The organism is Roseateles sp. So40a, assembly GCF_048081605.1.
Classification (GTDB): Bacteria; Pseudomonadota; Gammaproteobacteria; order Burkholderiales; family Burkholderiaceae_C; genus Roseateles.
Genome location: NZ_CP182288.1, coordinates 3,656,039 through 3,669,037 on the forward strand (window position 1 = coordinate 3,656,039; position 12,999 = coordinate 3,669,037).

General features: G+C 68.2%; 12 protein-coding genes. 6 read left to right on the forward strand and 6 right to left on the reverse strand.

The annotated features are described in order from the left end of the window. The 4 genes from ACNI65_RS16620 to petA all read right to left on the reverse strand — a co-directional run bounded on the left by ACNI65_RS16620 (position 1) and on the right by petA (position 3,612). Entirely contained in the window at positions 1-618 is a 618-nt protein-coding gene (locus ACNI65_RS16620; protein ID WP_091721758.1) for a glutathione S-transferase N-terminal domain-containing protein, read from the reverse strand. A gap of 167 nt (positions 619-785) precedes the next feature. Further along, positions 786-1,568 (reverse strand): cytochrome c1, encoded by a 783-nt coding sequence (locus ACNI65_RS16625; RefSeq protein WP_416758067.1) that lies wholly within the window; start codon positions 1,566-1,568, stop codon positions 786-788. A gap of 26 nt (positions 1,569-1,594) precedes the next feature. Further along, positions 1,595-2,995 (reverse strand): cytochrome b, encoded by a 1,401-nt coding sequence (locus tag ACNI65_RS16630; RefSeq protein WP_416758069.1) that lies wholly within the window; start codon positions 2,993-2,995, stop codon positions 1,595-1,597. Positions 2,996-3,015: 20 nt separating this feature from the next. Then, entirely contained in the window at positions 3,016-3,612 is a 597-nt protein-coding gene (gene petA / locus ACNI65_RS16635) for a ubiquinol-cytochrome c reductase iron-sulfur subunit (RefSeq protein ID WP_416758071.1), read from the reverse strand. A gap of 222 nt (positions 3,613-3,834) precedes the next feature. On the opposite strand from petA, the gene mscL reads away from it, so the two are divergent. Both mscL and ACNI65_RS16645 read left to right on the forward strand, forming a co-directional pair. Beyond that, complete coding sequence (gene mscL / locus ACNI65_RS16640; RefSeq protein ID WP_416758073.1) at positions 3,835-4,278, forward strand: large conductance mechanosensitive channel protein MscL; 444 nt, start codon at positions 3,835-3,837, stop codon at positions 4,276-4,278. Positions 4,279-4,395: 117 nt separating this feature from the next. Continuing rightward, the gene (locus ACNI65_RS16645) at positions 4,396-6,849 is read left to right on the forward strand and encodes a DUF1631 family protein (protein ID WP_416758074.1); all 2,454 of its coding nucleotides are present in this window, start codon (positions 4,396-4,398) and stop codon (positions 6,847-6,849) included. 95 nt (positions 6,850-6,944) lie between these two features. Here the strand turns inward: ACNI65_RS16645 and pdxA are convergent, their stop codons facing one another. Both pdxA and ACNI65_RS16655 read right to left on the reverse strand, forming a co-directional pair. Further along, a complete protein-coding gene (gene pdxA / locus ACNI65_RS16650; protein WP_416758076.1) occupies positions 6,945-7,931 on the reverse strand; it encodes a 4-hydroxythreonine-4-phosphate dehydrogenase PdxA in 987 nt (328 codons plus the stop codon). A gap of 92 nt (positions 7,932-8,023) precedes the next feature. Beyond that, positions 8,024-8,776 (reverse strand): Nif3-like dinuclear metal center hexameric protein, encoded by a 753-nt coding sequence (locus ACNI65_RS16655; RefSeq protein WP_416758077.1) that lies wholly within the window; start codon positions 8,774-8,776, stop codon positions 8,024-8,026. Positions 8,777-8,789: 13 nt separating this feature from the next. Between ACNI65_RS16655 and ACNI65_RS16660 the strand changes: the two genes are divergently transcribed. The 4 genes from ACNI65_RS16660 to rocF all read left to right on the forward strand — a co-directional run bounded on the left by ACNI65_RS16660 (position 8,790) and on the right by rocF (position 12,777). Continuing rightward, positions 8,790-9,956, forward strand: a complete 1,167-nt coding sequence (locus ACNI65_RS16660) for a trypsin-like peptidase domain-containing protein (protein WP_416758078.1) — start codon at positions 8,790-8,792, stop codon at positions 9,954-9,956. 3 nt (positions 9,957-9,959) lie between these two features. Further along, complete coding sequence (locus tag ACNI65_RS16665) at positions 9,960-10,709, forward strand: HesA/MoeB/ThiF family protein (RefSeq protein ID WP_416758079.1); 750 nt, start codon at positions 9,960-9,962, stop codon at positions 10,707-10,709. A 128-nt stretch (positions 10,710-10,837) separates the two neighbouring features. Continuing rightward, the gene (locus ACNI65_RS16670; RefSeq protein WP_416758080.1) at positions 10,838-11,806 is read left to right on the forward strand and encodes an LOG family protein; all 969 of its coding nucleotides are present in this window, start codon (positions 10,838-10,840) and stop codon (positions 11,804-11,806) included. 50 nt (positions 11,807-11,856) lie between these two features. Continuing rightward, positions 11,857-12,777 carry an arginase gene (gene rocF, locus ACNI65_RS16675; RefSeq protein ID WP_416758081.1) on the forward strand — a complete coding sequence of 307 codons (921 nt, stop codon included), beginning with the start codon at positions 11,857-11,859 and terminating at the stop codon, positions 12,775-12,777. The last annotated feature ends 222 nt before the right edge of the window (positions 12,778-12,999 follow it).

Sequence of the window (12,999 nt, forward strand, 5' to 3'; positions counted from 1 at the left end):
TTACTTGCGCATCACCTTCTCGGACGGGGTCAGCGCCTCGATGTAGGCCGGACGCGAGAAGATTCGCTCCGCGTACTTCAGCAGCGGCACCGCGTTCTTGGACATGTCGATGCCGTAATAGTCCAGGCGCCACAGCAGCGGGGCGATCGCGACGTCCAGCATCGAGAAATCGTCGCCCAGCATGTACTTGTTCTTCAGGAAGATCGGGGCCAGCTGCGTCAGGCGGTCACGGATCTGCGAACGGGCCTTCTCCAGTTGCTTCTCGGTCGGCTTGACCGATTGGCCGCGGTTCTCCAGCACATTGACGTGGGCGAACAGTTCCTTCTCGAAGTTGAACAGGAACAGGCGCACGCGGGCGCGGGCCACCGGGTCGCCGGGCATCAGCTGCGGATGCGGGAAGCGCTCGTCGATGTACTCGTTGATGATGTGCGACTCGTACAGGATCAGGTCGCGTTCCACGAGGATGGGGACCTCGTTGTACGGGTTCATCAGCGCGATGTCTTCGGGCTTGGCGAACAGGTCGACGTCACGGATCTCGAAGTCCATGCCCTTCTCGAACAGCACGAACCGGCAACGGTGCGAGTAGGGGCAAGTGGTTCCGGAATAAAGCACCATCATGGCAGTGGACTCCTGATCGAAAGCCTCTCGGCTTCCTCGTTTTCTACAAACAACACCAGCGAAACGCTGGCGCGGTCAAAGACCGAACAAACAAACGACAACGCAGTGGGAGCCTGTTCGGCGCCCCACTGCGCTTGAGGACCCGGCCTCGGCCGAGCCATCGGTTCTTACTTGATGTCCTTCCAATAGGAGGCATTCAAGCGCCAGGCGAACACGGTGAACCCCAGCAGGAACAGCACCACGATGATGCCGAGCCGGAAACGCTGTCCTTGCGCCGGCTCGCCCATCCATTGAAGGTAGGCGACCAGATCGGCGACGGACTCGTCGTACTGCTGCGGTGTCATCGTCCCGGGCGTCACCTGGACGAAGTCCTTGAAGACATGCGTGACCTTGCTCGGGTCATGCGGGTCTTTTTGTTCCTCGAACTTGGCGGTGCGGACGCCCTGGAGTTCCCACAGCACATGTGGCATGGCCACGCTGGGGAAGGCGAGATTATTCCATCCCGTGGCCTTGGTTTCGTCGCGGTAGTACTTTCTCAAGTAGGTATACAGGTAATCCGCCCCTGTTCCCTTGGCGCCATCGGCCCGCGAACGGGCGATGACGGTGAGGTCCGGCGGGGTTGCGCCGAACCAGTCCTTGGCCTGTTTCGGGTCCAGCGAGACCTTCATCGTCTCGCCCACCTTCTCCGAGGCGAACAGCAGGTTGCCCTTGATCTGCTCCTCGGTCAGGCCGATGTCCTTGAGCCGGTTGTAGCGCATGAAATTCGCGCTATGGCAGTTCAGGCAGTAGTTGACGAAGATCTTGGCGCCGTTCTGAAGCGCGGCCAGGTCGTTCATCTTGTGCGTCGGGAAGCGGTCCCACTCGATCCCGCCTTCCGACGCGAGCGCCGTCGACGTCAGACCCGCGCCCAGGCACAGCGACGTCAGCAGCGTGGCGATGATTCTCTTCATTCGTTCGACTCCGTGACGTTGGCGGTTCAGTGCGGGTGGAAGGTGACGCGATCGGGCACCGGCTTGAACTGGCCGGCCTTGCTCCACCACGGCATCAGCAGGAAGAAGCCGAAGTAGTACAGCGTGCCGATCTGCGACACGATCGTTCCCGCGTCCGACGGCGGCTTCACGCCCAGGTAGCCCAGCACCAGGAACAGCGCCACGAAGATGCCGTAGAGGTACTTGTGCCAGTCCGGCCGGTAACGGATCGACTTGACCGGGCTGTGGTCCAGCCAGGGCAGGAAGAACAGGATGATGACCGCGCCGCCCATGACGACGACGCCCCAGAACTTCGCGTCGAAGGTCAGCAGCAGCGCGATGCCGACCACCGCGCCCACGACCACGATGCCCTTGCCCAGCGTCGACAACCCGCCTCTGAGGAGCGTGATGATCGCGGAGATCGCGATCACGCCGCACAGCACCTGCACCATCACGTCGGTGGTGGCGCGCAGCATCGAGTAGAACGGCGTGAAGTACCAGACCGGCGCGATGTGCGGCGGCGTCTTCAGCGGGTCGGCCGGGATGAAGTTGTTGTACTCCAGGAAGTAGCCACCCAGTTCCGGCGCGAAGAAGATGATCGCGGAGAAGGCCATCAGGAAGAGGCCGACGCCGAAGATGTCGTGCACCGTGTAATACGGATGGAACGGGATGCCGTCCAGCGGATGGCCGTCGGCGCCCTTCTTCGCCTTGATCTCCACGCCGTCCGGGTTGTTGGACCCCACTTCGTGCAGCGCGATGATGTGCGCCACCACCAGGCCCAGCAGCACCAGCGGCACCGCGATCACGTGGAAGCTGAAGAAGCGGTTCAGCGTCGCGTCGCCGACGACGTAGTCGCCGCGGATCAGCAGCGCCAGGTCGTTGCCCACGAAGGGCACGGCGGCGAACAGGTTCACGATCACCTGCGCGCCCCAGTACGACATCTGGCCCCAGGGCAGCAGGTAGCCCATGAAGGCCTCGGCCATCAGGCACAGGAAGATCGCGCAGCCGAAGATCCACACCAGCTCGCGCGGCTTGCGGTACGAGCCGTACAGCAGGCCTCTGAACATGTGCAGGTAGACCACGACGAAGAACGCCGAGGCGCCCGTCGAGTGCATGTACCGGATCAGCCAGCCCCAGGGCACATCACGCATGATGTACTCGACCGACGCGAAGGCCAGCGTCGAGTCGGGCTTGTAGTGCATCACCAGGAAGATGCCGGTGACGATCTGGATCACCAGCACCAGCAGCGCCAGCGATCCGAAGATGTACCACCAATTGAAGTTCTTCGGAGCGTAGTACTCCGACATGTGCTCCTTGTAGAGCTTGGATGCGGGGAACCGGTTGTCCACCCAGGTCATCAGCCGGACGCCCATCGGAGCGCCGGCGGGTGCTTCCTTGAATTCAGCCATGTCGTGGATCTCGCTCCGGGTTAAGCCTTCTTGTCCTCACCGATCAACAGCTTGGTGTCCGACAGGAACTGGTAGGGGGGCACCTCAAGGTTGTCGGGCGCGGGCTTGTTCTTGAACACGCGGCCGGCCATGTCGAAGGTCGAGCCGTGGCAGGGGCACAGGAAGCCGCCATGCCAGTTGTCGGGCAGCGAGGGCTGCGGCCCGGTCTGGAACTTGTCGCTCGGCGAGCAGCCCAGGTGGCTGCAGATGCCCACGACCACCAGGTACTCGGGTTTGAGCGAGCGCCACTCGTTCTTGGCGTACTCGGGAATGGGGAAGGCCTTGCGGTCCGACTTGGGATCGGCCAGCTCGGCATCGTTGCCCGGGAGCGCATCGAGCTGCTCCTTGGTCCGGCGGACGATCCAGACCGGCTTGCCGCGCCATTCGACGGTCAGCTTCTGACCGGGCGACAGGTTGCCGATATCCACCTCGACGGCGGCCCCGGCGGCCTTGGCGCGCTCGCTGGGATTGAAGGTACTGACGAACGGGACGGCGGTGGCCACGCCGCCTACTGCTCCCGCGCATCCCGTGGCGATGAGCCAGGTGCGCTTGCCTTGGTCCACTTGTGGGTCACTCATGAGGGTCCTTACAGGGAACTTCTGATCAGGGGGCAACCGAAGATTCTAGGTAAGAAAGTTCAGACCTGCCCCTAGGCGCTCTACCGATGTGCATCGATGCACCACGTTGACATTTGTCGTGGCGCAAACGCCGCTAGGATGCTTGCCCGGAGGCCGAACACGCCCCCGGGAAAGCGCTTGGTAGTGGGCGCCTTCGCACACGTGGAGCACAAGGAGCATGCGATGGGTTTTCTGACCGAATTCCGCGAGTTCGCCGTCAAGGGCAACGTCATGGACCTGGCGGTGGGGGTGATCATCGGCGCCGCCTTCGGCAAGATCGTCGACTCGGTGGTCAAGGACCTGATCATGCCGATCGTGGGTCGCGCGGTGGGGGGGCTGGACTTCAGCAACTACTTCATCAAGCTGGCCGACCCGCCGTCCAACTACACCGGGCCGATGACCTACGAGGCCCTGACCAAGGCCGGCGTGCCGCTGTTCGCCTACGGCAGCTTCCTGACCGTGCTCCTCAATTTCGTGATCCTGGCCTTCATCATCTTCATCATGGTGAAGCAGGTGAACCGCCTGAAGCGCGACACCCCTGCCGCGCCGGCCGAGCCCGCGGCGACGCCCGAGGACATCCAGCTGCTGCGCGAGATTCGCGACGCGCTGAAGCGTGACAAAGCGTAAAGGTCGGATCTTTCGTCATCTTTTGCGCACACGTCGGGTGGGTCCCACCCGGACGAGGGATGGCCATCGCCGATACTTGTCATGTGGTGCTGTCACCACATCGTGCTCCATGCTTCGATGAACCGTCTGAATCCCCACGTCGACGCGGCGCTGCAACGCGTGCGCCTGGCGGCGGAACAAGCCGCCGAGCGCGGCGCTGAAGGTCTGGGTCTCGCCGCACTGTCCTCCGGGCAGGCCAAGCGGCGAGATGCGCTGCTGTCCGCGCAATTCCTGTTCCGCAAGCACCAGGCGCTGTTCTCGCAGCGCTTCGACCAGTCCATGCGCCAGCAGGCCGCCGAGGCGCCGTCGGCGGGCGGAGCCACGGCCCCGTCGGCAAGATCCGCGCCCAAGGCGACCCAGTGGGACGAGCTCTCGCTGATGGACGACGACCAGGTGAACACCATGGTCGCGACCGACCGCATCGGGTTGGCGCTGGGCCACCAGAGCGAGTGGGAGCTGCGCGAGGTCAATTCCTACATGGGCGACATCCCCGGCATCGCCGAGGACCGCCACCCGCTGCGCCCGCAGGCGATCGCCCAGGCGCTGATCGAGTCGGTCAACGCCGTCACCGACGACGCCGACACCCGCCAGCTCCTCACCGACGAGCTGACCCGCGCGCTGGCGCTGGAGATGCGCGCCTGCTACGCCGACATCGCCGGCCTGTTCCGCAGCCGCGGCCTGCGGCCGCAGGACCTGCGCGTGCGGGCCACCGGCGGCGCCGGCGGGGCCCGCGGCGGCGCCTCCCACGGCGGCACGACCTCGGGCGTGCCGCTGCATGACAGCCGCTACGCCACGATGCCGGGCGCGCTGCACAGCGTGCACGGCAGCCGCTCCGGGGCGCTGCACAGCGTGGCCGGTGGCTTCCACGGCAGCGGTCACGGCGGCTACGCGAGCACCGGCGGCGGCATGGTCGGCGGTCATGGCGGCGGTCACGGAGGCGCCCTCGGCGGCTTCGGCGGCGGGACCGTCGATCCCCAGTTGATGGACCTGATGCGCCGGCTGGCCCAGAGCCCGGCCGGCGGCGGTGGTGGTGGCGGCGCTGGCGGCGGTTTCCCGGTCAACAGCCAGTGGCAGGGCTGGGAGACCGATGGCTCCTACGTCGAGGGCGGCGCGATCGCGCTCCCGCCCAACCTGATCCATCTGCACCGTGACGAGCTGCGGCAGGCCGCGACCGGCTCGCTGGACCACATGGTCATCGACGTCGTCGCCGGCCTGTTCGACCAGATCCTCGCCGACGCCAAGCTGCCCCCGCTGATGGCGCAGCAGATCGCCCGGCTGCAGCTGCCGGTGCTGCGCGCCGCGCTGGGTGACCGTTCCTTCTTCTCCTCGCGCCGGCATCCGGTGCGCCGGCTGGTCAACCGCATCGCGACGCTGGCCGCGGCCTACGACGACTTCACCGAGGATCCCGGCAAGTCCTACCTCGCGCTGGTGCGCGAGCTGGTCCAGGACGTCGTCAGCGGCGATTTCGACCGGATGGACCTGTACGAGTCCAAGCTGGACCAGCTCGAGCAGTTCATCTCCGAGCAGACCGCGCAGACGCTGAAATCGCAGGGCGACGCCGCCGCGCTGCTCGAGCGCAAGGAGACCGAGCTCCGTCTGCAGCGCCGCTACATGCAGCAGCTGCAGCAGGCGATGGCCAACGTGGACATGCGCGATTTCCTGCGCGACTTCCTGACCCAGACCTGGAGCGAGGTGCTCGTGCACGCGTCGCGCCATCCGGACCTGGACGCGGGACTGGTCGAGCGGCTGCGTCAGATGGGCCGCGACCTGGTGCTGTCGGTGCAGCCCAAGACCACGCCGCAGCAGCGCCAGGGCTTCCTGGCGTCGCTGCCGGTGCTGATGCGCACGCTCAACGAAGGCCTGGACCTGATCCGCTGGCCCGAGCCCGACCGCAAGAAGTTCTTCGCCGAGCTGCTGCCCGCGCATGCCGAGTCGCTCAAGGGTCAGGCCTTGAGCCCGCTCGAGTACAACCTGCTGGCCAAGCAGCTGGAATCGGTGTTCGGCATGGCCCCGCCGCGCGAGCAGGACCTGCCCGCGCCCAATGCGCCGGGCGCCGCGCCGCTGGACCTGGACCTGACCGAGAAGCTCTCCGACGAGGAGGCCAAGCGGCTGGGCCTGGTCGAGGAGGAGCACGTCGACTGGGACGGCCAGGTCGACATCGACCTGAGCGCCGAGGAGCAGCAGCCGCTGCAGGCCGTGGACATCAGCATCGACGGACTGCCCGCGGCCGAGGAAGCGCCGTCTCCGACGGCCGGCGAGCTGCTCATCGACCATCTGCAGATCGGCACCGCCTACCGCATGCACCGCGACGGCGACTGGATCAAGGTGCGGCTGGCCCACATCAGCGCCACGCGCAGCTTCTTCATCTTCACGCACGGCACCAAGCATCAGGAGACGCTGACGATGACCGCGCGGATGCTGCACAAGCTCTGCGAGGCCGGCCGGCTGCGGGCCTACGAGCACGCCCACCTGCTGGAGCGCGCCACCGCGCGCGCGCGTCAGCAGTTGGCGGCGCTGGGCGCCAAGGCCTGAGCCTTCCCCCTCGCCCGCTTCCGGGAGCGGGAGGGGTGAGGGCCAGCGGCCATGGCAGCCCCACAGCCCCGGGGCACGAGCGACCCGCCTGATTCCTAGCTCGCCAGCACCCGCGCCATCCGGACGGCCGCCAACATGCTGGCCGGATCGGCCCGCCCGGTGCCCGCGATGTCGAACGCGGTGCCGTGATCGGGACTGGTGCGCACCAGCGGCAGCCCCAGCGTCACGTTGACGCCCTCCTCCACGCCCAGGTACTTCACCGGGATCAGCCCCTGGTCGTGCGTCATCGCCACGACCACGTCGAACTCGCCCGGATGACGCGGCGGCGCATGGCGCGCCCGCATGAAGACGGTGTCCGGCGCGTAGGGACCACTGGCATCGATGCCCAGCTCGCGTGCCTGCGCGATGGCGGGCGCGATGTGCTCGATCTCCTCGACGCCGAACAGCCCGCCCTCGCCCGCGTGCGGGTTCAGGCCCGCCACGGCGATCCGCGGCGCGGCCAGGCCCGCGCGCCGCAAGGCCGCATCGGCGATCCGGATCGTCTGCAGGACCCGGCCCGTCGTGATCTGGTCGACCGCCTCGCGCAACGCGACGTGGATGGTCACGAGCACGACCCGCAGCTCCTCGTTGGCCAGCATCATCCGCACCGGCGGCAGCCGGCCCTGCGCGTCCGCGCACAGCGCCTGCAGCAACTCGGTGTGGCCCGGATGGTCGACCCCGGCCGCGTGCAGCGCTTCCTTGTGGATGGGCGCGGTCACCAGCGCGCGCGATCGCCCCGCCTGCTGCTCATGCACCGCCGCGACGATGCAGCGCGCCGCGGCCAGGCCGGCCTGCGCGTGGATCTGCCCCATCGGCAGCGCCGCCAGCGCCTCAGGCAGATCGGCGGGCACCCAGACCGGCAAGGCATCAGGCGGCGCCAGATCGTCGCTGCGCTCGAGCACCGCCACGGGCAGGTCCAGGCCCATGACACGCAGCGCGCGGCGGAAGACCTCAGGATCGCCCACGAGCCGCAGGTCCGCGCCGCGATCGCGGGCCCAGGCGCTCACGGCGATCTCGGGACCGATGCCGCAGGGGTCGCCCATGGTCACGAGGAGCGGACGCGAGGCAGCCGAAAGGTCAGGTGATGTGGACGCCGGGAACGTCGGGGACATCGGAGTCATCGGGGACATCGTGCTCAGGCGGGATTGGGAATGTCGATGAAGCGGACCTGCAGGCCGAGCTGCTCGCCGACCTGACGGCCCAGCGCCTGCACGCCGTAGCGCTCGGTCGCATGGTGGCCAGCGGCGATGAAGGCCACGCCGGTCTCGGCCGCGTAATGCGCCTGCGGTTCGGAGATCTCGCCGGTGATGAACACGTCGGCGCCGGCGGCGATCGCGGCCTCGAAGTAGCCCTGCGCGCCGCCGGTGCACCAGGCCACGCGCTTGAGCGGCCGCCCGTCGCCCGCGGCTCGCACCGTCGCGCGGCCGAGCCGGTCCTCGACGTGTGCGCCCAGCGATTCGATCGTGCCCAGCGCGGCCGGCAGGTCGCCGATGAAGCCCAGGTCCTGCTCGCCGAAGCGGCCATCGGCGGCCCAGCCCAGGTGTTTCGCCAGTTGCGCGTTGTTGCCGAGTTCGGGGTGCGCGTCCAGCGGCAGGTGATAGGCGAAGAGGTTGATCTCGTGCGTGAGCAGGCGCGACAGGCGCTGCTTCATCCAGCCGGTCACGCGCCCGTCCTGGCCGCGCCAGAACAGGCCGTGGTGGACCAGGATGGCGTCGGCGCCGCTCTCGATGGCGGCGTCGATCAGCGCGAGGCTGGCGGTGACCCCGCACACCAGTTGCCGGATCGTGTCGCGGCCCTCGACCTGCAGACCGTTCGGCCCATAATCCTTGAACCGCGTGGGCTCCAGTGTGGCGGCGAGCAGCCGCTCCAGCTCCGTGCGATGTGCCATGACAGGATCTCCCTTGCGTCAAACCTGGCTGATTTTCTCCCAGGCCACCACCGTGGCGCTGGCCGCCTACTTCGTCGTGGCCACGCTCAAGCCGCAATGGCTGCACGAGGCCCCTCGGGTCTTGCCCACGCTGCCTGCCGCTGCCGGCGCCCCGCCGCGCGCGGCCGTGCAGTTCAGCTTCGCCGCGGCGGCCCAGGCGGCCTCGCCCGCGGTCGTGGCGGTGCTGGCCAACAAGCCCGCGCCCAGCCAGCGCGAGATCGACGCCGACCCCTGGCTGCGCTTCCACTTCGGCAAGCGCGGCCCGCAGCAGGCGCCGCGCCCGCAGACGGGCCTGGGCTCGGGCGTGATCGTCTCGCCCGAAGGCTACGTGCTGACCAACAACCATGTGGTGGCCGGTGCGACCGAGATCCGTGTCCAACTCGCCGACGGGCGCGACATCGCCGCGCGGCTGGTGGGCACCGATCCGGAGACCGACCTCGCGGTGCTGCGCATCGCGCTGGAAGGCCCGCTGCCGGTGATCCATCCGGGCAAGGCCGGCGAGCTGCAGGTCGGCGATGTCGTGCTGGCGATCGGCAACCCGTTCAACGTCGGACAGACGGTGACCTCGGGCATCGTCAGCGCGCTCGGGCGCACGCAGCTCGGCCTGAGCACCTTCGAGAACTTCATCCAGACCGACGCCGCGATCAACCCCGGCAACTCCGGCGGCGCGCTCGTGGACGTGCAGGGGCGGCTGGTGGGCATCAACACCGCGATCTACTCGCGCACCGGCGGCGGCAGCCTGGGCATCGGCTTCGCCATTCCGGTGGACGCCGCCTATCAGGTGCTGGAAGCGCTGGTGAAGGACGGCAAGGTCTCGCGCGGCTGGCTGGGCGTGATCACCGGGGACATCAACCCCGAGGTCGTCGACACGCTCAAGCTCGCCGTCGATCACGGCGTGCTGGTCAAGGAGGTGTTCAAGGCCAGCCCCGCCGCCAAGGCCGGGCTGGAGGCCGGGGACGTGGTCACCGAGGTCGCCGGCCAGGCCGTGCGCACGCCGCGCGAGCTGGTCAACGTGGTGGCCGGGCTCAAGCCCGAGAGCCAGACCGTGATCGAGGTGCAGCGCGGCAAGAACGTGCTGAAGCTGCCGCTGCAGGTCGGCCTGCGCCAGCCGCAGACCAACGACGACACGCAGCCGGAGTGAGCCATGGATGACGATCAGCTGCTGCGCTACTCGCGCCACATCCTGCTGGACGACATCGGCGTCGAGGGCCAGCAGCGGCTGCTGGACGCCCACGCGCTGGTGATCGGCGCGGGCGGACTCGGGTCGCCCGCCGCGTTGTTCCTGGGCACCGCCGGCGTGGGCCGCATCACGCTGGTGGACCACGACCAGGTCGACGTCACCAACCTGCAGCGACAGATCGCGCACAGCCTGGCGCGCGTGGGCGAGCCCAAGGCCGTCTCGGCCGCCGCGGGCATCGCCGCGATCAATCCCGAGCCGCGCGTCCACGCCGTGACCGAGCGCGCCGACGCGGCGCTGCTGGACACGCTGGTGCCGCAGGCCGACGTCGTGCTGGACTGCACCGACAACTTCCCCACGCGCCACCTCGTCAACGCGGCCTGCGTGCGGCACGGCAAGCCGCTGGTGTCGGGCGCGGCGCTGGGATTCGACGCGCAGCTCAGCGTCTACGACAGCCGCGAGCGCCGCTTCCCCTGCTACGCCTGCCTCTTCCCCGCGGACCAGCCGCCCGAGGAGCAGCGCTGCGCGGTGATGGGGGTGTTCGCGCCGCTGGTGGGCATCGTCGGCAGCATGCAGGCGGCCGAGGCGCTCAAGCTGGTCACGGGCATGGGCTCCACGCTGCCGGGGCGGCTGCTGATGCTGGACGCGCGCCGCATGGAGTGGACCGACCTGCAGGTCGCCCGCGATCCGCGCTGCCCGTGCTGCGGCGACCGCTGAGCCTGCCGAGCCCGCTGAGCCCACCCTGCGGCCGATCACGCAACAAACCGCCGTTCTCTCCCCGCCGCGCGCAATGAGACGAACAGAAATTAAGTGCCAACGCCCCTAGAGTTCGGGGCCATCCGACCATGATCAGTACCGACAAGCTCACCGCCCGCAACTTCCCCAGCGCCCAGGAGGAAGCCGCGCAGCAGGACGCCTTCGACGCCGCGTTCGACGCCAATCCGCCCAGCGCCTACCGCCTCGCGTTCACCGACACCGACTTCCTGGTGCGGCCCGAGCTGCGCCCGGTGCGCATGCAGCTGGAGCTGCTCAAGCCGGAGCTGGTGCAGCAGGAGCTCGACATCCAGTCGACGGTGGTGATCTTCGGCAGCGCGCGCATCGCCGACCGGGAATCCGCGCAGGCGGCGGTGGACGCCGCGCGCGCCGCCAAGGACGACGCGGCGCTGCAACGCGCCGAGCGCCGCCTGGTGATGAGCGGCTATTACGAGGAAGCCCGCAAGTTCGCGCGGCTGATCACCGAGCACACCAAGGACTTCGCCCATCCGCTGTACGTCGTCACCGGCGGCGGCCCCGGCATCATGGAAGCGGGCAACCGCGGCGCGCACGAGGCCGGCGGCCGCAGCATCGGGCTGAACATCGTGCTGCCCCACGAGCAGCGGCCCAACCAGTACATCACCCCGGAGCTGTGCTTCCGCTTCCACTACTTCGGGCTGCGCAAGATGCACTTCCTGATCCGGTCGGTGGCGCTGGCGGCCTTCCCCGGCGGCTACGGCACGCTGGACGAGCTCTTCGAGACGCTGACGCTGATCCAGACCGGCAAGTGCCGCCGCCGTCCCATCCTGCTGTTCGGACGCGACTTCTGGTCGCGCCTGATCGACTTCGAGCTGCTGATCGACACCGGGATGATCAGCCCGGGCGACGAGCAGCTCTTCCATTACGTCGAGACCGCCGACGAGGCCTGGGCGCTGCTGATGAAGGAATACGACATCGGCGCGGCCCCGAACGGCAACGGCAGCGGCCACGGCGCGCCGAACGGTGCCGCGAACGGCGCCAAGCACAGCGCACAGAACGGCGCCACTGGCGACTCGACCTGACCCCCGCCCCGCCGGGCGATCCGCATTCCCAAGACCAGAGAGGTTCGACCATGACCGCAGCACGACACGTGAGCCTGATCGGCGCCCCCACCGACGTGGGGGCCGGCGCCCGGGGCGCCAGCATGGGGCCGGAGGCCCTGCGGGTGGCCGGCCTGGCCGAGGCGCTGCAGGCGCACGGCGTCGAGGTCAAGGACTGCGGCAACCTGGTCGGCCCTTCCAATCCCTGGCTGCCCCCGACCGAGGGCTACCGCCATCTGGACGAGGTCACCCACTGGAACCAGGCCGTGCACGACGCCGTGCACGCCGAGCTGAGCGCCGGGCGCATGTCCATCCTGCTGGGCGGTGACCATTGCCTGGGGCTGGGCTCAATCTCGGCGGTCGCGCGCCACTGCCGCGACACCGGCAAGAAGCTGCGCGTGCTGTGGCTGGACGCCCATGCCGACTTCAACACCAGCCAGCTCACGCCCAGCGGCAACATCCACGGCATGCCGGTGGCCTGCCTGTGCGGCTACGGCCCGCAGCAGCTGATCGAGATCGGCGGCAAGGTGCCCGCGATCGACCCGAAGTGGATCCGCCAGATCGGCATCCGCAGCGTGGACCCGGGCGAGAAGCGCTTCGTCCACGAGGTCGGCCTGGAGGTCTTCGACATGCGCTACATCGACGAGATGGGCATGCGCCACACGATGGAGCTGGCGCTGGCGACGATGGACGCCAACACCCACCTGCATGTGAGCTTCGACGTGGACTTCCTGGACCCGGACGTCGCGCCCGGCGTCGGCACCACCATCCCCGGCGGTCCGACCTACCGCGAGGCGCAGTTGTGCATGGAGATGATCGCGGACACGGGCCGTCTGGGCTCGCTGGACATCATGGAGCTGAACCCCGCGCTGGACGTCCGCAACAAGACCGCGCTGGTGGCGGTGGACCTGGTTGAATCGCTGTTCGGCAAGTCCACGCTGATGCGGAAATGATCGGCCGCTGAGCCCGTTAAGCGCCAAGTGAGCGCGGGCTAGCCGTCGACGGCAGCCCGCTGGTCAAGGAACGCGGTGGGAAGTCCAGCGATTTCTGTCACGGTTGCGACAGCGGATCACTTCCCGACACGATGGTTGCGATACCAATCGGCGAAGGGGTGAAATGAGGCAGAAATCTCCCCTATTTGGGGGAACTCTCTAGGCCGATGCCCACGATCCGTG

Excerpts from the sequence above, each read along its gene's own strand:
- pdxA (WP_416758076.1), bottom strand. The coding sequence starts at position 7,931 with ATGGGCGACCCCTGCGGCATCGGTCCCGAGATCGCCGTGAGCGCCTGG.
- ACNI65_RS16655 (WP_416758077.1), bottom strand. The coding sequence starts at position 8,776 with ATGGCACATCGCACGGAGCTGGAGCGGCTGCTCGCCGCCACACTGGAG.
- ACNI65_RS16620 (WP_091721758.1), bottom strand. The coding sequence starts at position 618 with ATGATGGTGCTTTATTCCGGAACCACTTGCCCCTACTCGCACCGTTGC.
- petA (WP_416758071.1), bottom strand. The coding sequence starts at position 3,612 with ATGAGTGACCCACAAGTGGACCAAGGCAAGCGCACCTGGCTCATCGCC.
- ACNI65_RS16625 (WP_416758067.1), bottom strand. The coding sequence starts at position 1,568 with ATGAAGAGAATCATCGCCACGCTGCTGACGTCGCTGTGCCTGGGCGCG.
- ACNI65_RS16630 (WP_416758069.1), bottom strand. The coding sequence starts at position 2,995 with ATGGCTGAATTCAAGGAAGCACCCGCCGGCGCTCCGATGGGCGTCCGG.
- ACNI65_RS16645 (WP_416758074.1), top strand. The coding sequence starts at position 4,396 with ATGAACCGTCTGAATCCCCACGTCGACGCGGCGCTGCAACGCGTGCGC.
- mscL (WP_416758073.1), top strand. The coding sequence starts at position 3,835 with ATGGGTTTTCTGACCGAATTCCGCGAGTTCGCCGTCAAGGGCAACGTC.
- ACNI65_RS16670 (WP_416758080.1), top strand. The coding sequence starts at position 10,838 with ATGATCAGTACCGACAAGCTCACCGCCCGCAACTTCCCCAGCGCCCAG.
- ACNI65_RS16665 (WP_416758079.1), top strand. The coding sequence starts at position 9,960 with ATGGATGACGATCAGCTGCTGCGCTACTCGCGCCACATCCTGCTGGAC.
- rocF (WP_416758081.1), top strand. The coding sequence starts at position 11,857 with ATGACCGCAGCACGACACGTGAGCCTGATCGGCGCCCCCACCGACGTG.